The organism is Alishewanella agri BL06 (assembly GCF_000272005.1).
Taxonomy (GTDB): domain Bacteria; phylum Pseudomonadota; class Gammaproteobacteria; order Enterobacterales; family Alteromonadaceae; genus Alishewanella; species Alishewanella agri.
Genome location: NZ_AKKU01000010.1, coordinates 33,053 through 57,601, shown reverse-complemented (window position 1 = coordinate 57,601; position 24,549 = coordinate 33,053). Strand labels below are relative to the sequence as shown.

Sequence of the window (24,549 nt, the reverse complement as noted above, 5' to 3'; positions counted from 1 at the left end):
TAGTGTCTTACTGTACTGAGCCGGTGACTCTGGCACGGGTAATGCTGCCTTTCTCGATGGTTTGGCGGCGCGCCTGGCGCTGGTCAATGACATTTTTCAGGGCGATCAATAAACCCATGCCGAGGAAGGCGCCGGGGGGTAACATCGCCAGCAGGAAATGATTGTCACTATGGAATACTTCGATACGCAGTACCTTAGCCCAGTCACCCAATAGCAAATCTGCACCATCAAATAACGTACCTTGCCCCAGCACTTCACGCATCGCACCCAAAGTCAGTAATACCAGTAAGAAACCCAGCCCCATCATCAAGGCATCCAGCGCTGCCGGGCCCAGCGGATTCTTTGACGCAAAGGCTTCGGCACGGCCGATGATGGCACAGTTGGTGACGATCAGTGGAATAAAGATCCCCAGTGACTGATACAAGCCAAAGGTAAAAGCATTCATCAACAGCTGCACCACGGTTACAAAGCTGGCGATAATCAGTACAAAGATCGGAATGCGGATCTCATCCGGTACGTGCAAACGGACCAGGGAGACGACGATATTCGAGCCCAGCAGCACCAGTAAGGTTGCCAGCCCCAGCCCCAGGGCATTGGTGACAGTACCGGTTACCGCCAGTAACGGACATAACCCCAGCAGTTGCACCAGGCCAGGGTTGTTTTTCCACAGACCTTGCAAACTAATTTCTTTAAACTGACTCATTGGCGGGCCTCACAATTGGCTGACAGGCTTGCCAGCTCGGGGTGTTGCTGCACAAATTGTGCGGTACGATATACCGCATTGACAATAGCGCGTGGTGTGATGGTGGCACCGGTAAACTGATCAAAATCGCCGCCATCTTTTTTTACTGCCCAACGGGCTTGATTGACCTCCGTAGCGTCCTTACCACTAAAACTAAAGATCCAATCACTGCGCCGGCTTTCAATTTTATCACCCAAGCCGGGGGTTTCCTGGTGGTTTAATACCCTGGTACCGAGCACCTGACCTTGTGGGCTGATTGCAACCAGTAAGTCGATATTGCCGCTGTAACCGTCTGGGGCCGTGGTTTCCAGCACATAGGCTTGTAGCTGCCCGGCGTCACGCCAGCGATATACCGCCTGAGCTGTTGGTCGCCCCAGTGCTTCGGCATCGGTGATCAGAACGCAGTCGGCCAGCAAAGTTTTAACATCAGCCCGTTCGGGCAAAACTTCTTGTAATAATGCTAACCGGCTCAACAATAATTGCTGTTGGATCCGCGGTTGTGATAATTGATTGACAATACCTAAAATAGCCACACAGATTAACGCGACTGCAGCCAGAATCAGCGCATTTTTACTGATAAACCGAATCATTTAACATCTCGCTTGGCTTTATGACCGTAAGTTCTGGGTCGGGTATAGTAATCGATAAGTGGCACGCACATATTGGCCAGTAATACCGCGAACGCAAAAGCATCCGGATAACCGCCATAACTGCGGATGATATAGACCAGCAGACCAATCAGGGCACCATACCATAAACGGCCACGATCAGTGGTCGATGCCGATACCGGATCAGTAGCAATAAAAAAGGCAGCCAACATGGTCGCGCCGCTAAACAGATGAAACAGCGGACTTGGACTGGCGCCGGAGGATCCGAGCCAGAACAACAAAGCTGGGACCGCCAGGCCGGCTAGCAGAGCCAGCGGGATACGCCAGCTAATCACCTTGAGCTTGATTAACAGCATGCCACCGAGCAGATAAGCGAGATTAACCCAGAGCCAGCCAGTACCGGCGAAGGCAAAAAACACCGGGCGTTGCAGGCTTTCACTGACCGTCAGGCCATTATTCAGATCCTGACGCAGCGTATCGAGCGGAGTAGCCAGCGTCGTACCATCAATACCCAGCTGTAATTGGCTCAGGCTAAAACCGCTGCAACTATACTGCATGAACACCATACAGAATGCATCCAGTGGGCTAAGCGCAGCCTGTTGCAGACTAACCGGGGGTAGCCATTGCGTCATTTGTACCGGAAAAGAGATGAGCAGCATAACATAGGCGGCCATTGCCGGATTAAACAGGTTATTGCCAAGGCCACCATAGAGTTGTTTCACCATAATGATGGCAAAAGCCGTGCCTATTACTATTAGCCACCAGGGAGCGTATGGCGGGATAGAAATTGCCAGCAATACCGCAGTAACCAGCGCACTATGATCCAGTAAGCGTGGTAACACTGGTTTTTTACGTAGCCACAACACCAGTGCCTCAGACAACCAGGCTGTGCTAATCGCTAATAGCAGTTGCACAATCACGCCATAGCCAAAGAATACGGCTTGTAGTGCGATCCCCGGTAAGGCGGCTAAAGCGACCCATTGCATCAGCTGCTGAGTGCTGCGCTGACTATGGTGGTGGGGTGAACTGGCTATTTTAAAACTCATTCCGTTTGGCTCCCGTTCCCGTTGCTCAGTGCTTTACGGGCTTTGGCCCTGGCCAACGCCGCTGCGACCGCAGCTTTGCGGGCGTCCGGCTGTTCGGCTACTGGTGTCGTGGTTTCAGCGGCTGAGCTTGACGTGGGCTCTGGGCTGCTTTCTGCGGATGCTGCGGCCTGTCTGGCTTTCGCCCGGGCCAGTGCCGCAGCCACGGCCGCTTTTCGTGGATCATCGCTGACTGGCGCCATCGCAGCCGGTTCGGCATCAGCAGGACTAACAGGCTTTGTCTCAGCTGTCGCTGCTGGTGTCAGAGGTTCGGCCGCGGCGCGCTGCGCCTTAGCTCTGGCGAGTGCAGCAGCCACGGCTGCTTTACGTGGATCCTCTGCTGCCGCAATGGCAGCGGCTTTACTATCTGCTTCTGCAGCGGCGCTCTGAGTCGTGGCAGTATCGCTGGCAGCAGTTGGGGTCTTAGTATCTGACTGTGTTGCCGCACTCTCATTGGTTTGGGCTTTTTGCGCCTGATAGGCCAATGCTTGTTGCTTTCTCAGTTCGCGTTCAGCCAGAATCTGTTCACGACTTTTCTCTGCGCTGGCGTCTTGCTGAGCCTTAACTCTGGCCAGTGCGGCTGCGACAGCATCCTGGCTGTCAGCAGGTTGAGCTTGTTGCCGCGTTGCTGCCAGCTGTTGATTGCGTGCCAGCCGTTGTTGCTTTTCTGCTTCGAGCCGCGCATTACGGGCTTCAAAACGCGCCTTGGCTTGTTCTGCTTTCAGGGCTTCACGTTGTTGCTCGCGGATTTCTGCTTTCGCGACCCGATAATATTGCACCAGTGGGATCTCACTCGGACAAACATAAGCGCAGGCGCCACATTCAATACAGTCTGCCAGATGATATTCTTTTAACTTATCGGTATCTTTGGCCTTGCTGTACCACAACAATTGTTGCGGCAATAAGGTCGCCGGGCAGGCATCGGCACACTGACCACAGCGAATACAATCCAGCTCTGGTCCGGCATCCGGTAATTCAGTCGTGCTCGGCGCCAGAATACAATTGGTGGTTTTAACGATGGGTACACTCAGATCGGGTAGGGTAAAGCCCATCATCGGCCCACCCATAATGACCTTTTGTCGTGGTTCACTCTGAAAACCACAGAAATCCAGCAACGCACTCACCGGCGTGCCAACCAGAGCTAACACGTTTTGCGGCTGCAGCACGGTTTCACCGGTCACTGTGACGATACGGGAGAGCAAAGGATGATCATCCAGCACTGCCTGCGCTACAGCAAAAGCGGTTGCCACGTTGTGCATGACTATGCCGATATCGGCCGGGCGCCGACCCGCGGGGACTTCTTTATTAGTCAAAAGCTGAATTAATTGTTTCTCGCCGCCAGACGGGTACTTAACCGGGACTTCCCGCACATAGTAATGTTCGCGTTGGCTACAAGCGGCTTTTAACGCTGCAATCGCAATAGGTTTGTCGGCTTCAATGCCAATTAGCACCGCCTTGGGGCTGAGCAGCTGGCACAGAATATCGATGCCTTTGACAATCGTTGTCGGCGCCTCCTGCATCAGCGCATCGTCGGCACTGATATAAGGTTCGCATTCAACTGCATTGATAATCAGGTAGTCAACCGGTTGTGTCATACCGGCTTTTAAGTGGGTTGGGAAGCCTGCACCACCCATACCAGCAATGCCACTATCCTGTAAGCGTTCTAAAATACTGTGCCGATCAGCGGTAGCAATGTTTAGCGGACGCCGATCGCGCCATTCCTCTTTGCCGTCCGGCGCCAGTATAACAGTGGTTTCAGGTAAGGCTGACGGGTGAGCGCTGGTATGCTCTGTAATTTTTAAAATAGTGCCAGAGGTCGGCGCATGCACCGGCACCGCCATGGAGTTGTCGGCCACCGTCAGCGGTTGACCTTTTAACACCCGTTGACCGGCACTGACAATCAGTCGGCCGGCAACACCGATATGCTGTCTTATGGGGATATAGAGCCGGTCAGGCAAGGGCATTTGCACCAGAGGTTTACCACTGGTTTGGGCTTTACGCGCCGGAGGATGAATGCCACCATGAAAATCCCACAGGGTTCCGGCTTGAATTTGTTGAAATAAAGTTGGCACCGCTCGTTACTCCACCAGCTTGACAGGTATAGTGTTGAGATCCCACTTCCAGCGTTCGGCTGTGACGGTGACCGGGATCATATCAATACAATCAACCGGACAGGGTTCAACACAGAGATCGCAACCGGTACATTCGTCGGCGATCACGGTGTGCATTTGTTTCGAGGCACCCAAAATCGCATCCACCGGGCAAGCCTGAATACATTTAGTGCAGCCGATACATTCCTCTTCCCGGATAAAGGCCACGCGCTTTACTGCGACTTCCTGGGCGGCATTTAACGGCTTAGCTTCTACCCCAAGCAGTTCGGCCAACTTTTTAATCGTCGCTTCACCGCCTGGTGGACACTTATTAATATCATCACCATTGGCGATCGCTTCGGCATAGGGCCGACAGCCGGGGTAACCACATTGGCCGCACTGGGTTTGCGGCAGGATATCGTCAATCTGCTCGACCAGTGGGTCACTTTCTACTTTAAAACGAATCGCTGCATAGCCGAGCAGAGCGCCGAATAATAAGGACAGCACGCCAAGCGCGAGCAGAGCATTTAACAATGTCATAACGCTTTCACCAAACCGCTAAAGCCCATAAACGCCAAAGACATCAGCCCAGCGGTAATCATCGCGATTGCCGCACCGCGAAACGGCACGGGGACATCAGCGGCGGCTAAACGTTCGCGCATCGCTGCGAACAGCACCAGTACCAGAGAAAATCCTACGGCGGCGCCAAAGCCGTAAAGTGCAGAGTTGATAAAGTTATGCCGGGCATTGACGTTTAACAGCGCAACACCTAATACGGCGCAGTTAGTGGTGATAAGTGGCAAGAAGATGCCTAACAACCGGTACAAACTGGGACTGGTTTTATGGACTACCATTTCGGTAAATTGCACCACCACGGCGATAACCAGAATAAAGCTCAGGGTGCGTAAATAAAGTAAATCCAGCGGACCCAATAAATAGGTATCAACCAGATAGCTACAAATCGAGGCCAGGGTCAGTACGAAAGTTGTGGCCATAGACATACCGATCGCCGTTTCCAGCTTACCGGAGACCCCCATAAAAGGGCAGAGACCGAGAAACTTTACCAATACGAAGTTATTGACCAGGATGGTACTGAGCAACAACAGCAGAAATTCAGTCATAAGGATATGTTACGTAAGTTAGGGCCTATATTATGCTACCTTGGCACAGGGCTTACAACCCGATAAAACAAAGGGTTTTACCTCGCAGTAAAACCCTCGTAGCCCGGAGTAGCGTTGGCTTTACATGGGTGTTGGTTTGCCGATGTAATAGCCCTGGTTACCGTCGATGAATAACGACTCCAGCATATGTTTCTCTTCCTGAGTTTCGACGCTTTCGGCGAATACCCCTACGCCAATCCGGTGCGCCAGATCTATCATTAACCGCATAAAGTATTGATTGTTCTTGTCACTATCGATATGTCGGGTATAGCTACCGTCCATTTTCACGTAATCCGGTTTCAAATCACGGAAAAACTTAAAGGAGGTAATGCCAACGCCAAATTTTTCGACGGTAATACGCGCACCGGCACGGTGTACCATATCAATAAAGCGCTTACTGGTCTTCAGGTTTTGTTGTAAACCAAACTCAGACACTTCAAACACCAGCTTGGAAGCAATATTGGCATCTTTTAATAACCGCCGCTCCAGCCAGATCACAAATTGATCGTCATGCACAGTACGCGGTGACAGATTAATGCCAAAATACTGGTCCTGCATATTGCGCTCTTTAATGGTTGTCAGCGCAGTTTCGATAATCATCCGGTCAACAGCAATAATTTTATCCAGTTTCTCCGCCATCGCTAAAAAGGATGCCGTTGGCAGGATTTGGTCTTCATGCGTTTTAAAACGCACCAGGATCTCGGAGTAGGCTTTGGCGGCGCGACTCGATGGCTGAATGCTTTGCAGCAACAACGTCAGGCGGTTATTCGTTAGCACATCTTCAATCACATTACGCCAGTTTTGATTGCCATAGCTGTTACTGGCATTTTCCAGACCACTACTTTCTTTTTGCAGGTGCCAGGCATTCGGTTGTTTAGTTTGTGCCAGGCTGATTGAGGTATCGGCAGTAGCCAGCAATTCACCCAGAGCTTTGCCTGTCTCATAACTGACAAGACCGGTGTAGGCCACTGAATCGAGTTCAGCTAACTTCTGATACTCGTTAAAACGGCTTTGCAGCTGCAGCGCAAAGTTCTCCGCCTCTTTGGCGGTAACTCTCGGCAATAAAATACCGAAATCTGAACTGTTTAAACGGAACAAGGCTGCATTTTTGTAGGTTGCGGTAACTTTCTTAATAATGTCGGCAACCTGACTGACGTAGTTGTCACCTTCCTGAAAGCCCCGGGTTTGGTTAAGGGTTTGCAGTTCAGTACAGCGAGTGATCGCAAAAATGCCAAAGTCAGTTTGGCTGTCACCTTTGCTAAATTCTTCGTAGGTTTGTACAAAGCGATTCCGGTTCGGCAGGCCAGTTACCGGGTCTTTATAGGCGGCTTCGGCAATTTGCTGCGCATCGGCAGTCATTTTTTCATACTGTTGCCGGTTATGGGCTGCCAGGCGTTGCAATGCCTGAGCCAGATCATTAAATTCGGCTGGCAGTTTCTGAAAAGCTTGATTATCCGGCTTTTGCTGATTTAAGAAGCCTTCAATGGCATGATTAACGGCTTCCGCGGCCCGGCGATATTTGCGCTCCATACTGCTTTTTACAAAAAACACCGGTAACCAGCCCAACAGTAACGGCAGGAAGACGATTAACCATAAATGGTTCTGCAAAGCCTGTAACTGTTGTTGTGGGTTAAGTTCAAAGCGGACACGAATTTCCTGCTGTTCGTCACGTACTGTTTGCGCCTGAAATACCTTACCACTCACGGTAAGCAAGCGTTGCATCAAATTTGGCTGACTTGGTGCGCTGTTTTGCTCATAAAGGATAGTGCCATCCAGTTTACTGATTTGCAGGCTCTTTAAAGCCAGACTGCGCTCCAGCTGACGACTTAGTGCTTTACCGTCAGAGATAATCTGGCCGCTAAGCATTTGTTCCACCACGATCTGAGCCTGCGTTTCCTGTTGTTGTAACTGCTGCTTGCCGAATTGCAGAAACGCCAGCACAAGAATAACAACCAATAATAATGCAGCAACAAGTTGTGCAATGAGTAGCGTTCGAAAATTCTTCATAATTCCTTACCACCGGACATAGCATTATCCCTGAAAGAAGCTTGGAAGGTCAGTGTTGCAGATATTGTCTATATTAAAGCAAAAAAAACTTTAAAAATAAATAAATAACCTTGATTTGACGCCAGCGTGAGGTAAATGTAAAAACAGTTTAGGCTTGGTGCCTGACAGAAGTAAGTGGCTCCCCAGACTGGACTCGAACCAGTGACCTACGGATTAACAGTCCGCCGCTCTAACCAACTGAGCTACTAGGGAACAGAAAGGTATTTAGGATTTGGCTCCCCAGACTGGACTCGAACCAGTGACCTACGGATTAACAGTCCGCCGCTCTAACCAACTGAGCTACTAGGGAACGCCGAGAATGCTTTGAGGGATTGGCTCCCCAGACTGGACTCGAACCAGTGACCTACGGATTAACAGTCCGCCGCTCTAACCAACTGAGCTACTAGGGAACAGCATTCAACGGGGCGCAATACTAATGCCAGCCAACAAGACTGTCAACACTTTGCCAAGCTGATTTTCAGCCGAAGAGTTCACTTGCATAGAGTTTCGCCACTATGCTGCTTTTGCCAGCGTTTTCTACCGCTATCGTTGCTGTTGCATTGCCAGTTAGCTTGTCGCGAAAGGGTTGGCGAAAGTTACTCACAGAAGCTGTGGATAAGTCTGTGAGTTATAGGTTATCTGTTGCCGCTAAGCCTTACACTGGATGGCTTTGGCTCGGGTCAAGTACTTTGCGGTGAATTTTTTATTCCTTTAAATACAGTCACTTACAAAATTTGTTTATGGCAATAGTTCGCTGTCGTTGCCAAGAGGAGCCGCAGCGCATGATTTGTCAGCAATGTGTACTTTATCCGGACGATCATAGCTAAATAAGCCTGATCCATGGTAGCGGGCGCCAAATTTGACTACAATAAGCGGCCCTTATGCTGCAGTGTGTATCATGTCAGAGACCAAGCCTTCTGTTAATCCGTTACTTAGCGCCGAAATCGCACCTTTGATGCAACGTCTGACCTGGCCGGTGCTAGGGGGCATGTTAACGCTAATGAGTTTTAATCTGGTCGATACATTTTTTATTAGTCTGTTAGGGACTGATCAATTAGCGGCGATCAGTTTTACTTTTCCTGTTACTTTTATGATTATCAGCCTGGCGATTGGCTTAAGTATCGGGACTTCCGCTTTGATTGCTAAAGCCCTGGGAGCCGGGGCTACCGAATCAGCCAAGGCCGATAGCTTGGCAGCACTCTGGTTATCGGCCTTATTGGTGACGATTCTGGCGCTGCTTACCGCATTATTTCTAAAGCCGCTGTTCACTTTGTTAGGTGCACCTGCCGCTATTCAACATTATATTGACGACTATATGCTGGTCTGGCTGGCCGGTTCAGTGTTACTGGTCACACCAATGATTGGTAATGCTATCTTACGGGCGGCAGGGGAAACAAAAATCCCCAGCCTGGTGATGGCCAGTGGCGGCTTAGTAAACGCTGTGCTGGATCCACTACTTATTTTTGGTCTTGGGCCTTTCCCAGAGCTTGGCATGCAAGGTGCGGCGCTGGCGACGGTGATTTCCTGGTTAACCGGTTTCTTATTTATTCTGTATTGGCTTAGCGTTAAACGTGGCCTTTTGGACCGCATCTGGTTACCTGTACCGATAATGCTCGGCATCTGGCGCCGGATTTTACATATCGGTTTGCCGGCTGCAGCGGCGAATATGTTAACGCCGGTCGCTATGGCGATTTTGACAGCTATAATGGCCAGTTATGGACCACAAGCCGTTGCCGCCTTGGGTGTGGGGATGCGGCTGGAGAGCATTGCCTGTTTGGTGGTACTGGCGTTGTCGATGACGTTGCCACCAGTGGTAAGCCAGAATTTCGGTGCGGGGCAGTTGGGACGGGTGCAGCAAGCGTATCTGACCTGTTGTCACTTTGTGTTGAAGTGGCAGGCCGCTGTCTATTTGTTACTGGCCTTGCTGGCGTATCCAATCGCTGCTGCTTTTACCCGGGACCAACAGGTCGCAACCTATATTCATTATTTTATTTGGCTGCTGCCATTATCTTATGGTTTACAGGGTATTATTATTCTGACCAATTCGTCATTTAATGCCTTACACCTGCCGGCTAAAGCAATGATTCTAAGCCTGATCCGGTTTTTCGTTTGTTATATTCCGCTGGCCTGGCTGGGCGGTAAACTGGCCGGCGTTCCCGGGGTTTTTATCGGTGCTACCCTGGGTAATCTGTTAACCGCGGGTTTGGCGTATCATTGGTTTCGACAAGTTGTGCAACGTTATCAGTAGGGAGTGTTATGTCACGCGCATTTGAATTAGTGTCGGACTACCAGCCGGCAGGCGATCAACCTGAAGCGATTCGCAAGCTGGTTGAGGGGCTGGAAGCTGGCCTGGCGCATCAAACCCTACTTGGCGTCACGGGTTCCGGCAAAACCTTTACCATGGCGAATGTGATTGCGAAAGTCGGGCGGCCCACTTTGATCATGGCGCACAATAAAACGCTGGCGGCACAGCTATATGGTGAGATGAAAGCCTTTTTTCCGCATAACTCGGTAGAGTATTTTGTTTCCTACTACGATTACTATCAGCCGGAAGCTTATGTGCCGTCGACGGATACCTTTATTGAGAAAGATGCGTCCATCAATGAACATATTGAGCAGATGCGTCTATCGGCAACCAAAGCGCTGATGGAGCGTCGTGACGTCGTCATTATCGCCTCCGTCTCTGCCATCTATGGTCTGGGTGATCCACAGTCCTATATGCAAATGTTATTGCATCTTAAGCAGGGCGACATCGTCGATCAGCGTTTTATCCTGCGCCGCCTGGCTGAGTTGCAATATACCCGTAATGATTTGGCTTTTGAGCGCGCTACTTACCGCGTGCGTGGAGAAGTGATCGATATTTTTCCAGCCGAATCGGATGATATCGCGGTGCGGGTAGAGCTGTTTGATGAAGAAATTGAGCGAATTAGCTTATTTGATCCTTTAACAGGTGCTATTGAGAAAATTGTCACCCGCTTTACGGTTTATCCAAAAACCCACTATGTCACGCCACGCGAAACCATTTTAGCGGCCGTCGAGCAAATTAAAGTCGATTTGGCTGCCCGGCGTCAGGAGCTGTTAGCCGCGAATAAATTGCTGGAAGAGCAGCGGATCGCGCAGCGCACGCAGTTTGATATCGAAATGATGGTGGAGCTGGGCTATTGCTCGGGCATCGAAAACTATTCCCGCTATTTGTCTGGCCGCGAACCCGGTTCGCCGCCACCAACCTTGCTGGAATATTTTCCGGCAGATGGCCTGATGTTTATCGATGAGTCACATGTCACCATCTCGCAAATTGGTGCCATGTATAAAGGCGATCGCTCGCGTAAAGAAAACCTGGTGAATTATGGTTTTCGCCTGCCATCAGCATTGGACAACCGGCCATTGAAATTTGAAGAATTTGAAATGATCGCGCCGCAGCGAATTTATGTTTCCGCGACACCGGCGGCCTATGAGCTGGAACATTCCGCCGGCGAAGTCGTCGAGCAGGTGGTCAGGCCAACCGGGCTGGTGGATCCGGAAATTGAGATCCGGCCAGTGGCGACCCAGGTTGATGATTTGATGTCGGAAGCGATGCGACGGGCAGAGCGGAATGAACGGGTGCTGGTGACTACCCTAACCAAAAAAATGGCCGAAGACCTGACTGAATACCTGAGCGAGCACCAAATCCGGGTGCGCTATCTGCATTCTGATATCGATACGGTAGAGCGGATGGAAATTATCCGTGACCTGCGACTTGGTGTTTTTGATGTGTTGGTTGGGATTAACCTGCTACGGGAAGGTCTGGATATTCCGGAAGTATCGTTGGTGGCCATCCTGGACGCCGATAAAGAGGGCTTTTTACGCTCTGAGCGTTCATTAATTCAAACCATCGGTCGCGCGGCGCGTAACCTCAGTGGCCGCGCCATCCTCTATGCCGATCGCATCACCGATTCCATGCAACGGGCAATTTCTGAAACAGAGCGGCGGCGTGCCAAACAGCAAGCGTTTAATGCCTTGCATGGTATTGCGCCTCAAGCCATTAAGAAAAAAGTGGCCGATGTGATGGATTTGGGGCAGGCGCCGCAGCAGGGTGATACTAAACTCCGGCAGGTGGCGGAGCAAAGCCGGTTGCGGCAGGGCAAAACGCCTTATCAGTTGCAGGCGGAAATTAAGCAACTGGAGCAAAAAATGCTGCAGCATGCCCGCGATCTGGAGTTTGAGCAGGCAGCGGCGTTACGGGATCAGATCCACCAACTAAAGCTGTTATTGCTCGAATTACCGGCAGATTAAGTGGTGGCTGCTTAAAGTCTAAACGTTTTCATAGGGTTATTCAGTTTTCATTAAGTTGCAACGCCTAAGATGCGCTCAGTTGCACAATATCAATGGAAAACTGACTAAGTGAGGTCAACTATGAAACGTACTTTAATCGCCACCGCTTTATCTCTGTGTTCTGCCGGCGCGCTGGCCAACAGTTTTCAACACCAGACCAACCTGGATTATCAATGGGGCGACATCCTTAATGCTGAGCTGGATAGCTACAGCTTGTCTCATCAGTTTTATTTAAGCCCGGTACAAACCCCGAATAATATGCCTCGTGCAGAAGCCGGCTTTTTAAGCCGTAGCAGCAGCCTGTTATTCGGTTATCAGTACAATCAGTTTGATTTTGGTACCCTGGGCAAAACCAGTTTAAGTGGCTGGAGCCTGGGCGGCGAATATCGCGACGTTAGCCATAATTTCTATGCCAGTTTGTTATGGACTGAGCTGAACAATAGTGATGACCGCGTCGGTCAGGCTAGCCTGGGTTACTATGTTGACCCGAGCTGGTTAGTGAAATTAGATGTTGAGCATCTGCGTCCGGATGGTGACGGCAGTACCACCCAGTACGGTATTAGTACCAAAAAGTTAATGACGCTGGCGCATGGTGATTTTATCAATATTGAAGCCAGCTATATGGATTTAGCTGACAGTTCGCTGGGCCGCTTTGGCGTCGCTGCTGATTACTATTTTGGTCAGAATGTGTCATTAGGCCTGGCCTATGACTGGACCACCAAAGGGGTATTTGATCCGGAAGCGGATGCCTTTACCGTTCGCGGTCAGTGGTATGCGTTGCCCAATTTGGCGCTGCGTGCCGGTGTAACCTTTGATAGCGTTGATACCGGCGATGATTTATTTCATCTGGGTGCCAGCTTCCGTTTCTAATTTCTGCAACCGTTCTTGCTGATGTTGGGGGCCTTTGGCCCCCCTTTTTTATCCTTTACTGGCTATATAGTAAGGCCCCAATCTTGCCAGGCTTGCTGTGCCAGCTGCTCCTGAAATTGTGGTGCAGCGATGGCAATCAAAGCTTTAGCGCGTTCGGTCAGGCTGCGGCCCCGTAATTGTGCAATACCATATTCGGTAACAATATAATTCACATGAGCTCTCGTCGTTACCACACCGGCGCCGGGTGTTAACAGTGAGCAAATGCGCGAGACTGTGCCACCCGCAGCGGTAGCGGGCAGGGCAATAATAGCCCGGCCACCTTCAGATAAACTGGCGCCGCGGACAAAATCCATCTGACCACCGACACCGGAATAGATCTTAGTACCGAGAGAATCGGCACAAACCTGACCGCTAAGATCAACCTGCAGCGCACTGTTAATCGCCACCACTTGCGAATTCTGGCGGATCACTGCCGTATCGTTGGTGTATTCCACATCTAAAAACACGACCTGTGGATTGTCATCGACAAAATCATATAAGGCTTGTGAGCCCATCGCGAAGGTGGTGACAATTTTACCGCGATGTTTCTTTTTATTTTGATTAGTAATGATGCCCCTTTCCAGCAGCGGCAACACGCCATCAGAAAACATTTCGGTATGGATCCCCAAACGCTGGTGCGATCCGAGGCAGGCCAGAGTCGCATCCGGGATAGCACCGATGCCCATTTGCAAACAATCGCCATCGCGGATCAGGCTGGCAACGTGCTGGCCAATTTGCCGGGTTACCGGATCCAATTCCGCCGACAGATGCAGCGGCATCGGCGCACTAAACTCGACATAGCGGTCAATTTGGCTTAGGTGAATAAAAGAATCGCCATGGGTACGCGGCATTTGCGGATTAACCCAGGCGATCACTTTTTTCGCCATTTGCAGCGCGGCCCGGGTGGCTTCGACCGAAATGCCTAAGCTACAGTAACCATGTTTATCGGGCGGCGACACCTGAATTAATGCTGCATCGAGAGGTTGCTCACCACTGCGGAATAGTTTGGGAATTTCAGACAGAAAAATTGGTACATAATCTGCCTGACCACACTGAATGGCATTACGGGTACTGCTGCCAACAAAGAAGCAGCGCTGACGCAGATGGCCTTGTAGCTCGGGTTGGCACAAGATTTCGCTATGTTCGGTATGTAGCTGTAGCAGTGTAAGGTTCTGATAGCGTGGTGCCAGTTTCGCCAGGGCCTGTAATAAGAACCATGGCGTGGCGGCCATAGATTGGCACCAGATTTGCTCATGATCGGCGAGGATACTTAACGCCTGTTCGGCGGTTGCACAGCGCATAGCGGCTCCTAAGGGTACTAAAGCCTTAGTGTAGCTGCTTTTGTGTTTAGCAAAGCTGATAGCGATCAAGTCGCAGCCATAAAAAAGCCCCGCACGGGGCGGGGCTGTTTCGAAAAGCGACAATTACTTGTTAGCTTTCTTTTCTTTTTCTTTGGCGATAACCACTTCAGCCACGTTGTTTGGACATGGTGAGTAGTGATCGAATTCCATTGAGAACTGACCACGACCAGAAGTCATAGTACGCAGGTGGCTGATATAACCGAACATCTCGGCCAGTGGTACGTGCGCTTTAACGCGAACGCCCATAGCGCCTGATTCCTGGCCTAAGATCATACCACGACGACGGTTCAGGTCACCGATCACGTCACCGATGTTGTCTTCTGGTGTGAAAACGTCGACTTTCATGATTGGCTCTAACAGCTGTGGACCGGCTTTCGGCATAGACTGACGGAAAGCGCCTTTAGCAGCGATTTCGAACGCGATAGCTGATGAGTCAACAGCGTGGAAACCACCGTCGAACAGCTCAACTTCAACGTCCAGTACCGGGAAGCCTGCCAGAGGACCAGTAGCCATCATTTCTTTAAAGCCTTTCTCGATAGCCGGGAAGAATTCCTTCGGAACGCTACCGCCCACTACGGTTGACTTAAAGGTGTAACCGGTATTGACTTCACCCGGACGAATGCGGTAGTCGATCTTACCGTACTGACCAGAACCACCAGACTGCTTCTTGTGCGTGTAGCTGTCTTCAACTTCACGGGTAATGGTTTCGCGGTAAGCAACCTGTGGTTGACCTACAATCAGCTCAACACCATAAGTACGCTTCAGGATGTCAATCTTGATATCCAGGTGCAGTTCACCCATACCTTTGAGGATGGTTTCGCCAGAGTCCTGATCAGTTTCAACGCGGAAAGTTGGATCTTCAGATACCAAACGGCCGATAGCCACGCCCATCTTCTCGATAGCGCCTTTATCTTTTGGCTGTACTGCGATAGAGATTACCGGCTCTGGGAATACCATTGGCTCCAGTGTACAAGGGTTTTTCACGTCACACAGGGTGTGACCGGTTTGCACGTTTTTCAGACCGATCAGTGCAACGATGTCACCTGCCTGAGCCGTAGTCAGGTCGGTACGGTCGTTAGCATGCATTTCTACCATCCGGCCAACGCGCTCGGTTTTACCGGTGAACGAGTTCAGAATGGTATCGCCTTTGTTCAGTACGCCAGAGTAGATACGGATAAAGGTCAGGGCGCCGAAACGGTCGTCCATGATTTTGAACGCTAACGCACGGAATGGCTCGTCGGCAGAAACGATAGCGTACTGGCCAGTTTCGTTACCTTCTTCGTCAGTCAGTGGCTGTGGGTTAACTTCAGTTGGAGAAGGCAGATATTCAACTACGCCATCCAGCACCAGTTGCATACCTTTGTTTTTGAAGGCTGAACCACAGAAAGTTGGGAAGAAAGCCAGATCGCGGGTACCTTTACGGATACAACGCTTGATTTCTTCGATTGAAGGCTCTTCACCTTCCATGTAAGCCATCAGCAGGTCATCGTCCATTTCCAGCGCGGTTTCAATCAGCTGCTGACGGTACATTTCAACGTCATCAGCCATATCTGCTGGCACGTCAGTTACAGTGTAATTTTCTGGTTGGCCAGACTCGTCCCATACGTAAGCTTGTTTGGTTAACAGGTCAACAACGCCAGTGAATGTATCTTCACGACCGATTGGTAACACCATGATCAGTGGGTTAGCGCCCAGTACTTTCTTAACCTGTTCAGTTACACGGATAAAGTCAGCACCGATACGGTCTAATTTATTAACGAAAATCAGACGAGATACTTTAGCGTCGTTCGCGTAGCGCCAGTTGGTTTCTGATTGTGGTTCTACACCACCAGAGCCACAGAATACGCCGATACCGCCGTCCAGAACTTTCAGTGAACGGTATACTTCTACAGTGAAGTCAACGTGACCCGGGGTATCGATAACGTTGAAACGGTGACCTTTCCAGTAACAGCTTACAGCCGCTGACTGGATAGTGATACCGCGCTCAGCTTCCTGTTCCATAAAGTCGGTAGTCGATTCACCTTCGTGAACTTCGCCCAGCTTATGGATTTTACCGGTTAATTTCAGGATCCGCTCAGTGGTAGTGGTTTTACCGGCATCAACGTGCGCGAAGATACCAATGTTTCTATATAAGGATAAATCTGCTGACATAGTAGTCTCTATAAGCTAGGGTTTGAAAATTAGGGCGACAATATACAGGATTTTTTTTCAGTTTGCCCGAAAAAAAATCAGTGAAATTTGTTAAATTTCTATGTAACTGTCAATTCTTCGGCACGCTGTGTTATTCGACCAGCGTTGCCCATAAATCATATTCATCCGCATGTTCTACCACCGCCTGCACCAGTTGACCTGGTTTTAGGCTGTTTTCACCATTCAGATACACCGCACCATCAATCTCCGGCGCATCAGCAAAACTACGGCCAATAGCGCCTTCGTCGTCTACTTCATCAATCAGCACACTGATGGTGCGGCCGACTTTAGCTTGCAAGCGCTCAGCACTAATCGCTTGCTGTAGCTGCATAAAACGATGGTAACGCTCTTCTTTTACATCCTCTGGCACCGGATCCGGCAGCTCGTTGGCTTTGGCACCGTCGACCGGGCTGTACTTAAAGCAGCCAACCCGATCCAACTGCGCTTCTTGCAGCCAATCCAGTAACAGCTGGAAATCTTCTTCGGTTTCACCCGGGAAGCCGACAATAAAGGTAGAACGGATAGTCAGATCCGGGCAAATTTGCCGCCATTTCTTGATCCGCTCCAGTACCTTTTCCGCCTGTCCCGGCCGTTTCATCAATTTTAAAATCCGTGGGCTGGCGTGCTGGAACGGGATATCCAGATAGGGTAATACTTTACCTTGCGCCATCAGAGGAATAATGTCATCGACATGCGGATAGGGATACACATAATGCAGCCGCACCCAAATGCCCATTTCGCCCAGTGCTTCGCACAGCGATTGCATTGAGGTTTTTACCGGCTGACCATTCCAAAAGCCCGTGCGGTGTTTCACATCAACGCCATAGGCACTGGTATCTTGCGAGATAATCAACAGTTCTTTTACGCCGGCGTTTTTCAGGCGCTGCGCTTCATCCAGCACTTCACCAATCGGCCGGCTGACCAAATCACCGCGCATTGACGGAATAATGCAGAAAGTACAGCGGTGATTACAGCCTTCAGAAATTTTTAAATACGCATAATGCTTCGGCGTCAGTTTTACACCGTGGTCCGGCACCAGCATGGTAAAGGGATCATATTTCGGCTTCGGCACAAACTCATGCACCTGCTTTAGCACATTCTCATAACTGTGCGGGCCGGTAATCCCCAGTACATTAGGGTGCACTTCACGAATTTCATCTTCCCGGGCGCCTAAACAGCCGGTGACAATAACCTTGCCATTTTCCGCCAGCGCTTCGCCGATGGTGTCTAAGGATTCCTGCACCGCAGAGTCAATAAAACCGCAGGTGTTCACGATCACCAGCTCGGCATCATCATAGCTTGGTACGATATTGTAGCCTTCAGCTTTAAGTTGGGTCAGGATCCGCTCTGAGTCGACCAGATTTTTCGGACAACCGAGCGAAACAAAGCCTATTTTGTTGCCCGTGCCGTTGCTGGCTTGTTCGGCTAAGGTTTTGGCCGGGGTATCCAGCGTGGTGGTTTGGCTGGGATCGAATGTCTGAACGCTCATAGTTGCCTGTGCAGGGTAAAGGAAAAACCGGGCGCGCATTATACCTAAAGCGCGCTAAAGATACAGTGGCTGCTGTTTAAAAAAGCAGCGTTGAGCTTAAACCGCCTGAAATAACAGGGCGATAGCCTCGGCGTGCTGTGGTGAGAAGTGTTGCTGTTGGCCGTAGAGGTTGATTACAGCCGTCAGATCGGCATCTTCATCCTGATCTAACAGTCGTTTTAATCCCATGTGCCAGTTTGGGAACTGCCGGCTGGCGATTGACCGTTCGCTGATTAATCGCACCTGCTGATGCCGCGGATCGGCTGCGATAATGGCAAAGCGTGAACGCACCAACGGCGCTGGACCTTCCAGTAATTGCATAAAATGCCGTCCGGTATGCAACAGCAGCCCGGTTAATCCTAACTGCTGGTTGTTGCGATTAGCTTGTTGATGAATAGCCGCAATATCCGATGCTGTGAGCGATGAGGGAATATCGCTAATATACGTCAGTTGTAACAGCGGCTCGCTCATCTCAACTCCTTAACGGTAACGTTTTTGCGCTTTGCGTTTGCGCTCGGCTTCGCGTTCGGCTTTCTCTGCCGACTTTGCCGCTTCTTCGGCCTTGGCGTCGATCAGTTCCTGACTCACCATCTCAGGCGTTTCCAGCGTAATAGGGCCGAGGTTACCGGCCCGGAGTTCAGTGATTAAGATCGCACCGGCTTTTTCTAAATCGACCACGCCGCCTTTGCGCATTGCGCCACGACGCATACCGATGGCATCCAGCAGTGCCAGATCGTTCTCTGGCTGCTCCGTTAGTCCGAACCGTGCCATCACTGCTGCCGGATAAGCTTGCAGCAGGTAGTCAGCGGCAAAGAGCGCGATATCGGCATAATCAAATACGGTGTCTTTAATGGCGCCGGTCACCGCCAGACGATAACCACAGGTGGTCGGGCTGAGCTTGGGCCATAAAAAGCCGGGCGTATCGGTCAGGATCACATTGTTCTCGAGTTTGATCCTTTGCTGCGCTTTGGTTACACCTGCCTCGTTACCGGTTTTAGCAATGATTCTGCCAGCTAAGGTATTGATTAGGGTGGATTTTCCTACATTAGGAATGCCCATAATCATTGCTCGGGCGGCTCTCAGTTCCAGATTGCGTTCCGGCAGCATGCTATTGCAAAGCTCAAGCAGGGCTTTAATTTGTTCCGGTTGCTGTTGGCTGATTGGGATAGCGCGGACATTTTTTTGCTCGGCAAAATAGTCAACCCAGCGCGCGGTCAGGGCAGGATCAGCCAGATCGGCTTTATTCAATACTTTGATACAAGGCGTATCTTTGCGCAGTTGCGGTACCAGTGGGTTTTCACTGGAAAACGGAATACGGGCATCCAGCATTTCGATAATAATATCGACCTGTGGCATCACCTCAGCGATTTCTTTGCGGGCCTTGTGCATATGGCCCGGAAACCAGTTAATTGACATCAGCTATCCTGTGGTAAGGTTAAAAGCGCGCGAGTAATTCACGCCGGTATGTATCCAAGTCGAGCTTAAGGCCTAGCCCGCTGATTTGTTCTTGCAGTTTATTATCCGCCAGATTTAGCTCGGACATCATCAGCGTATTATCATCCAGCTGCCAAATTAGTCGTGAACCGGCGTAACTAAAGGCCAGAATTAGCAGGGCGGTAGCATCATTCTGTTCAGCTGCTGCTTGAATGGCTCGCAGTTTACGCTGTATTAAATTTAATTCGTGTTTTAAATCCCAGATATAGGCTACCTCAGCAAAGTAAGGCCGGCTACGCAGCCGCTTTAAACTAAAGCCCACTACCAGACAACCGATAACTACGCCGCTCAGATTTAACCAGAAGTTAGAACCTGAACCGGTGGCAAACAAGCTGATCAATAACGTCGAGCTGGCCAGGCTAATCACGAGCAGTGCCAGGATACTCAGCACAGTGATGCGGTTCAGGCGTTGCCGGTAACGTTGTTTATCAACGGGCTGTAACCGCATCTTATTCTGCTCCCTCTGGCTGCGCCGGCGCAATCGGCGGCTCGAAGCGACGAATTTGCAATACGATGCCAAGTTTCGGGTGATCTAAATAATGAATTTCACCGCTAATCAAGCGTCGGCTTTGTTTAATGTTAATGCTGTTCAGCTTACCATCCTTTAGCTGGCGCAGGTTAAAGTCGGTATTCACAAACAAGTAATGATCGAGATGCAGCTTAAATAACCCGTCCAGCTGCCAGACTTGCTCAGGGATATTGGCATTGCTTTGTGCCAGCCGGCGTTGCTCTTCGCTATTCTCAGTCGGTTGCGCCAGGGGGACGCCAGCAGCAAGCTGTTGCAGACGACTGTCAATTTGCTCCAGCAAATCGCCACTGGCCACAGTACTTGCGGTCTCGACAACGGTAGCCGTATTCGTCAGCGGTTGTCCCCAGTAGTCAAATTGCTGACTATAGTTGCGCCCGGCATACCAGCGGCTGGGAATGGCCCGCCGCTCAGTGACCGGTGCCTGGCGCCAGACGGTATGTAATAACAACTGGTGCTGGCGTTGCCGGCGGATCCGTTCCGCAACTTCGGTAAGTTGCATAGCACTGTCGGCTGCCAGATAGGGCGTAGTTTGATGTCCCGCAGTGCCAGTGATTCTGGGGCCAATTTGTTGTGGCCAACTGCCACGGGTATTTAAGGTGTATTCGGGAAACAGCTTTGTGGACTGCCAGGCCAAGGGCTGAGTTTCTTGCCAGCACATAACTGCTTCTGGTACCCGCCAATCCGGCGCGACCGGACTAGCGGGAGCGGTCGTAACCGCCGGTGGATGGCAAGGTTGCAGCGCCAGCACCAGAGAGGTGACATCAGGATTAACCCGCGCACTAAGTAAATCCAGGTTACGCCCCAGTCTGATTGGCGTAACCTGCTCCGGGAATGCCTCTTTTAATGCACTGTCGGCGGTACGTTCAAAGATAATCATCTCCACTTCAAACCAACGTTCGTTAGCTTGTATTGTCAGGGCGTTTAATAATAAACAACTGCCGAATAACAGCCGAAATTTCATTAATGTCCTACCTTATGTTTGGCCAGCTCGGCCAGCATATTGCTGATCAGTTGTAACCGGTCTTTATAATCCACTGCGGCAATCTGGAAGCGCAGTTTTTGGCCTTGTTCCAGCTTAAAGATCCGTGATTGTGTTTGGATCAACTGGATAATGTAAGCCGGGTTAACCATAGTTCTTTCGGCGAATTCTATCACACCACCCTTGGCATTAGCTTCAATCCGTTTAATACCTAACTCCTGTGCCAACAGTTTAAAGCTACTCAGTTGCACCAGATGTTTGGCGGCATCCGGTAATAATCCAAAACGGTCGATTAATTCAACCTGAACCTCGTCCAACTCTTGTTCATTGCGCACGCTGGCCAGCTTTTTATAGAACGACAGCCGCAAATTCACGTCCGGAATATAGCTCTCCGGCAACAGCGCCGGAATCTTCAACTCAATTTCCGTTTGCTGACTTAACAGGCTATCCAGACTCGGTTCGCGGCCGGCTTTAAGTGCCTGTACCGCTTCTTCCAGCATTTCCATATAGAGCGTAAAACCCACCGCCTCAATCTGGCCGCTTTGCTCATCACCTAATAACTCACCGGCGCCGCGAATCTCGAGGTCATGGGTCGCCAGCGCAAAACCGGCACCGAGATCTTCCAGACTGGCAATGGCTTCCAGCCGTTTTTCAGCATCTTTGGTCAAACGCTTCGGTGGCGGTGTCAGTAAATAAGCATAAGCCTGATGATGCGAGCGACCGACCCGGCCTCGCAGCTGATGCAACTGTGCCAGACCAAAATTATCGGCGCGATTAATAATAATGGTATTGGCTGTTGGCACGTCGATGCCGGTTTCAATAATGGTAGAGCACAATAACAAGTTATACCGCTGATGATAGAAGTCGGCCATAATCTGTTCCAGCTCACGTTCGCGTAACTGGCCATGGGCAATGGCTATATTGGCTTCCGGTACCAGCTCAAGCAAATCGCTGGCCATTTTCTCGATGCTGGCAACATCGTTGTGCAGAAAATACACCTGACCGCCGCGCAGGATCTCCCGCATAATGGCTTCGCGTAGCAGGCCATTTTCGAACTCGCGGACAAAGGTTTTTACCGCCAAACGGCGGGCAGGTGGGGTAGCGATAATAGATAAATCACGCATGCCAGACATCGACATATTCAGAGTGCGCGGTATTGGTGTTGCGGTCAGCGTCAGAATATCAATATTGGCGCGCAGCGCTTTGATTTTCTCTTTTTGCCGCACGCCAAAACGGTGCTCTTCATCGACAATCAGCAAACCCAGATCAGCAAATTTAATATCGTCTTGTAGTAATTTATGGGTACCAATCAGGATATCAACCTTGCCTTGAGTCAGATCGTCAAGGATGGTTTTTTGCGCCTTGGGGCTAACAAAGCGTGACAACACTTCAACCCGTACCGGCCAGTTGGCAAAACGGTCTTTAAAGTTCTCAAAATGTTGTTGTGCCAATAGCGTGGTGGGCACCAATAAGGCGACTTGTTTACCGTCATTGACCGAGACAAAGGCGGCACGCATCGCCACCTCGGTTTTACCAAAGCCGACATCACCACACACCAGTCGATCCATCGGTTGTGGTTGCTGCATATCGTTTAGTACCGCATTAATCGCATCTAACTGGTCGGCCGTTTCTTCAAACGGGAAGCTGTCGGCAAAAGCCGCGTATTGCTGTTGATCCAGTTTAAACGCATAGCCCTGGTGCGCCGCACGTTGGGCATAGATATCCAGCAATTCTGCCGCGACATCACGCACCTTTTCGGCAGCTTTTTTACGGGCTTTCTCCCAGGTATCGTTACCGAGTTTATGCAGCGGTGCATGCTCGGCATCGCTACCGGAATAGCGACTTAATAAATGCAATGAGGTCACCGGCACATACAGCTTGCTACCACCGGCGTACTCAATGGTAACAAACTCAGCGCTGATGCCGGCGGCATCTAATACCTGTAAACCCTGATAACGGCCAATACCATGTTGTAAATGCACAACCGGCTGACCAAGGCTCAGCTCTGCCAGATTACGGATAATGGTATCGGAAGAGATTTGTTGGCTTTGCTTGCGGCGTCGGCGTTGGCTGATTTTCTGGCCGAACAATTCATTTTCGCTAATCAGTGCCAGCGGCTTATCCAGCTGCAGCAGGGCGCCTTGCTCCAAATTACCAACCATTACCCCCAAATCATCTTCGGCCTGCCAAAAGGCCGTCAGGCTGGGGTATTCGCGCAAGTGCACTGCTGCTCTGTGCAATAGTTGCAGTAAACTCTCGCGCCGGCCTTCACTTTCCACCAGGAACAGTGCCCGGCCTTGCTGCTGTTTTAGCGTGACTAAAAAACTGAGTAAGGCTTCCAGTGGCTGTTTCAATTGATGATTGATGTTCAGCGCCGGCAGCTCCGCCACGGGTAAGTTGTGCATGCCAGCTTTGGCGGGGAGCGCAGCCCGACTCAGTTTAGCCCGGGGTAAGTCTTTTAACAGTGCGAACAGTTCATCGACCGCCAGATAGAGTTCCGCTGGAGGCAAAATGGGCCTTAGCAGATCGATAGCTCTATCCTGATAGCGGCGTTTTAGTTCAGTCCAGAACTGCTGGGCGCTATGTTCTATGTCACCACAAATCAACACCCGGCTGTTGGCCGGCAGATAGGAAAATAAGCTACTGGTACTTTCGGCAAACAAGGGTAAATAGTACTCGATACCGGCCGGCAAAATGCCCTGGCTTACCTGCTGATACAGCGATTCTTTTTCGTTGCGGGCGGCAAAGCGCTCGCGGTATTTTAGCCGGAACCGCTCAATGGCGGCTTTATCGGTCGGAAATTCATGCGCCGGTAGCAGTGCGATCTGTGGCACCTTATCTAAGCTGCGCTGGGTGTCCGGATCGAAGGTGCGAATGGCATCAACTTCATCGTCAAAAAAATCGATCCGATAAGGTGTAGTGGCGCCCATCGGGTATAAGTCCAGCAGGGAGCCGCGCACCGAAAATTCACCGTGTTCCATAACCTGTTCAACATGGCGGTAGCCCACGGCAGTGAGCTGCTGTTTTAAGGCTGTCAGATCGGTTTGCTGCTGTTCACGGATTAAAAAGCTGTGTTGCTCCAAATGTTCACGCCCGGCAATCCTAAGCAGTAAGGTGCTAACCGGTACTATGACTAAAGCGTGCTTTAAGCGGGGTAACCGATACAGGGTTTCCAGTCGCTGCGAAATAATATCCTGATGCGGCGAAAACACATCATAGGGTAGGGTTTCCCAGTCTGGTAAGGTGAGAAGTGGACATTGGCTGGGATCCAGAAATACTGCCAACTCTTGCTCCAGCCGCAATGCCGCCGGGGTGTCCTGCACAATCAGCAGGTAAACCGCAGGATGTTGCTGCACCAGTTCGCTGATATAAAGTGGTAAGGCAGCACCGGTTAACTGGCCCAGGCTCTGTTGCTCGCGCTGGGATAACTGCATCGATAAGGTGTTTAGAAGCTGCATGTAAGAATTAAAACCTGTTGTTGTTCTTGGCCGCAATGGCTTACGCCGTTATGGCAGAATTT

General features: G+C 50.6%; 18 protein-coding genes and 3 tRNA genes. 3 read left to right on the top strand and 18 right to left on the bottom strand.

From position 1 onward, the window contains the following. Positions 1-7 precede the first annotated feature (7 nt). The 10 genes from AGRI_RS04140 to AGRI_RS04095 form a co-directional block, all read right to left on the bottom strand. A complete protein-coding gene (locus AGRI_RS04140) occupies positions 8-703 on the bottom strand; it encodes an electron transport complex subunit E (protein WP_008983748.1) in 696 nt (231 codons plus the stop codon). Next, a complete protein-coding gene (gene rsxG / locus AGRI_RS04135; RefSeq protein WP_008983747.1) occupies positions 700-1,332 on the bottom strand; it encodes an electron transport complex subunit RsxG in 633 nt (210 codons plus the stop codon). Before rsxG ends, AGRI_RS04140 begins: the two co-directional genes overlap by 4 nt. Continuing rightward, entirely contained in the window at positions 1,329-2,396 is a 1,068-nt protein-coding gene (gene rsxD, locus AGRI_RS04130) for an electron transport complex subunit RsxD (protein ID WP_008983746.1), read from the bottom strand. Before rsxD ends, rsxG begins: the two co-directional genes overlap by 4 nt. Then, positions 2,393-4,504 carry an electron transport complex subunit RsxC gene (gene rsxC, locus AGRI_RS04125; RefSeq protein ID WP_008983745.1) on the bottom strand — a complete coding sequence of 704 codons (2,112 nt, stop codon included), beginning with the start codon at positions 4,502-4,504 and terminating at the stop codon, positions 2,393-2,395. The genes rsxD and rsxC overlap by 4 nt, the downstream gene beginning before the upstream one ends. A 6-nt stretch (positions 4,505-4,510) precedes the next feature. Continuing rightward, positions 4,511-5,062, bottom strand: a complete 552-nt coding sequence (gene rsxB / locus AGRI_RS04120) for an electron transport complex subunit RsxB (RefSeq protein WP_008983744.1) — start codon at positions 5,060-5,062, stop codon at positions 4,511-4,513. After that, positions 5,059-5,643: an electron transport complex subunit RsxA gene (rsxA, locus tag AGRI_RS04115; protein ID WP_008983743.1), complete on the bottom strand. Its 585-nt coding sequence runs from the start codon at positions 5,641-5,643 to the stop codon at positions 5,059-5,061. Before rsxA ends, rsxB begins: the two co-directional genes overlap by 4 nt. Before the next feature lie 120 nt (positions 5,644-5,763). Next, positions 5,764-7,689 (bottom strand): EAL domain-containing protein, encoded by a 1,926-nt coding sequence (locus AGRI_RS04110; protein WP_008983742.1) that lies wholly within the window; start codon positions 7,687-7,689, stop codon positions 5,764-5,766. Positions 7,690-7,864: 175 nt separating this feature from the next. Beyond that, positions 7,865-7,941: transfer RNA gene (locus AGRI_RS04105), tRNA-Asn, on the bottom strand. A gap of 20 nt (positions 7,942-7,961) precedes the next feature. Beyond that, positions 7,962-8,038, bottom strand: a tRNA-Asn gene (locus tag AGRI_RS04100). A 23-nt stretch (positions 8,039-8,061) separates the two neighbouring features. Continuing rightward, positions 8,062-8,138: transfer RNA gene (locus AGRI_RS04095), tRNA-Asn, on the bottom strand. Between the two features lie 488 nt (positions 8,139-8,626). Between AGRI_RS04095 and AGRI_RS04090 the strand changes: the two genes are divergently transcribed. From AGRI_RS04090 to AGRI_RS04080, 3 genes are all read left to right on the top strand, one after another. After that, complete coding sequence (locus AGRI_RS04090; RefSeq protein WP_008983741.1) at positions 8,627-9,976, top strand: MATE family efflux transporter; 1,350 nt, start codon at positions 8,627-8,629, stop codon at positions 9,974-9,976. A gap of 8 nt (positions 9,977-9,984) precedes the next feature. Beyond that, positions 9,985-12,000 carry an excinuclease ABC subunit UvrB gene (gene uvrB, locus AGRI_RS04085; protein WP_008983740.1) on the top strand — a complete coding sequence of 672 codons (2,016 nt, stop codon included), beginning with the start codon at positions 9,985-9,987 and terminating at the stop codon, positions 11,998-12,000. A 120-nt stretch (positions 12,001-12,120) separates the two neighbouring features. Next, on the top strand, positions 12,121-12,909 hold the full coding sequence (locus AGRI_RS04080) for a putative porin (protein ID WP_008983739.1): 789 nt from the start codon (positions 12,121-12,123) through the stop codon (positions 12,907-12,909). A 62-nt stretch (positions 12,910-12,971) separates the two neighbouring features. On the opposite strand, the gene AGRI_RS04075 is transcribed toward AGRI_RS04080, so the two are convergent. From AGRI_RS04075 to mfd, 8 genes are all read right to left on the bottom strand, one after another. Then, a complete protein-coding gene (locus tag AGRI_RS04075) occupies positions 12,972-14,249 on the bottom strand; it encodes an acetyl-CoA hydrolase/transferase family protein (RefSeq protein WP_008983738.1) in 1,278 nt (425 codons plus the stop codon). Positions 14,250-14,372: 123 nt separating this feature from the next. Beyond that, on the bottom strand, positions 14,373-16,460 hold the full coding sequence (fusA, locus tag AGRI_RS04070) for an elongation factor G (protein ID WP_008983737.1): 2,088 nt from the start codon (positions 16,458-16,460) through the stop codon (positions 14,373-14,375). 130 nt (positions 16,461-16,590) lie between these two features. Continuing rightward, on the bottom strand, positions 16,591-17,988 hold the full coding sequence (rimO, locus tag AGRI_RS04065) for a 30S ribosomal protein S12 methylthiotransferase RimO (RefSeq protein ID WP_008983736.1): 1,398 nt from the start codon (positions 17,986-17,988) through the stop codon (positions 16,591-16,593). A 96-nt stretch (positions 17,989-18,084) separates the two neighbouring features. Further along, complete coding sequence (locus AGRI_RS04060; protein ID WP_008983735.1) at positions 18,085-18,498, bottom strand: BLUF domain-containing protein; 414 nt, start codon at positions 18,496-18,498, stop codon at positions 18,085-18,087. Between the two features lie 9 nt (positions 18,499-18,507). After that, positions 18,508-19,443 carry a ribosome biogenesis GTPase YlqF gene (gene ylqF / locus AGRI_RS04055; RefSeq protein ID WP_008983734.1) on the bottom strand — a complete coding sequence of 312 codons (936 nt, stop codon included), beginning with the start codon at positions 19,441-19,443 and terminating at the stop codon, positions 18,508-18,510. A gap of 19 nt (positions 19,444-19,462) precedes the next feature. Further along, positions 19,463-19,969, bottom strand: coding sequence for a DUF3087 family protein (locus AGRI_RS04050; protein ID WP_008983733.1), 507 nt, complete (start codon positions 19,967-19,969; stop codon positions 19,463-19,465). A 1-nt stretch (position 19,970) separates the two neighbouring features. Then, the gene (locus tag AGRI_RS04045; protein WP_008983732.1) at positions 19,971-21,011 is read right to left on the bottom strand and encodes a CsiV family protein; all 1,041 of its coding nucleotides are present in this window, start codon (positions 21,009-21,011) and stop codon (positions 19,971-19,973) included. Then, a complete protein-coding gene (mfd, locus tag AGRI_RS04040; protein WP_008983731.1) occupies positions 21,011-24,487 on the bottom strand; it encodes a transcription-repair coupling factor in 3,477 nt (1,158 codons plus the stop codon). The genes AGRI_RS04045 and mfd overlap by 1 nt, the downstream gene beginning before the upstream one ends. Positions 24,488-24,549 lie beyond the last annotated feature (62 nt).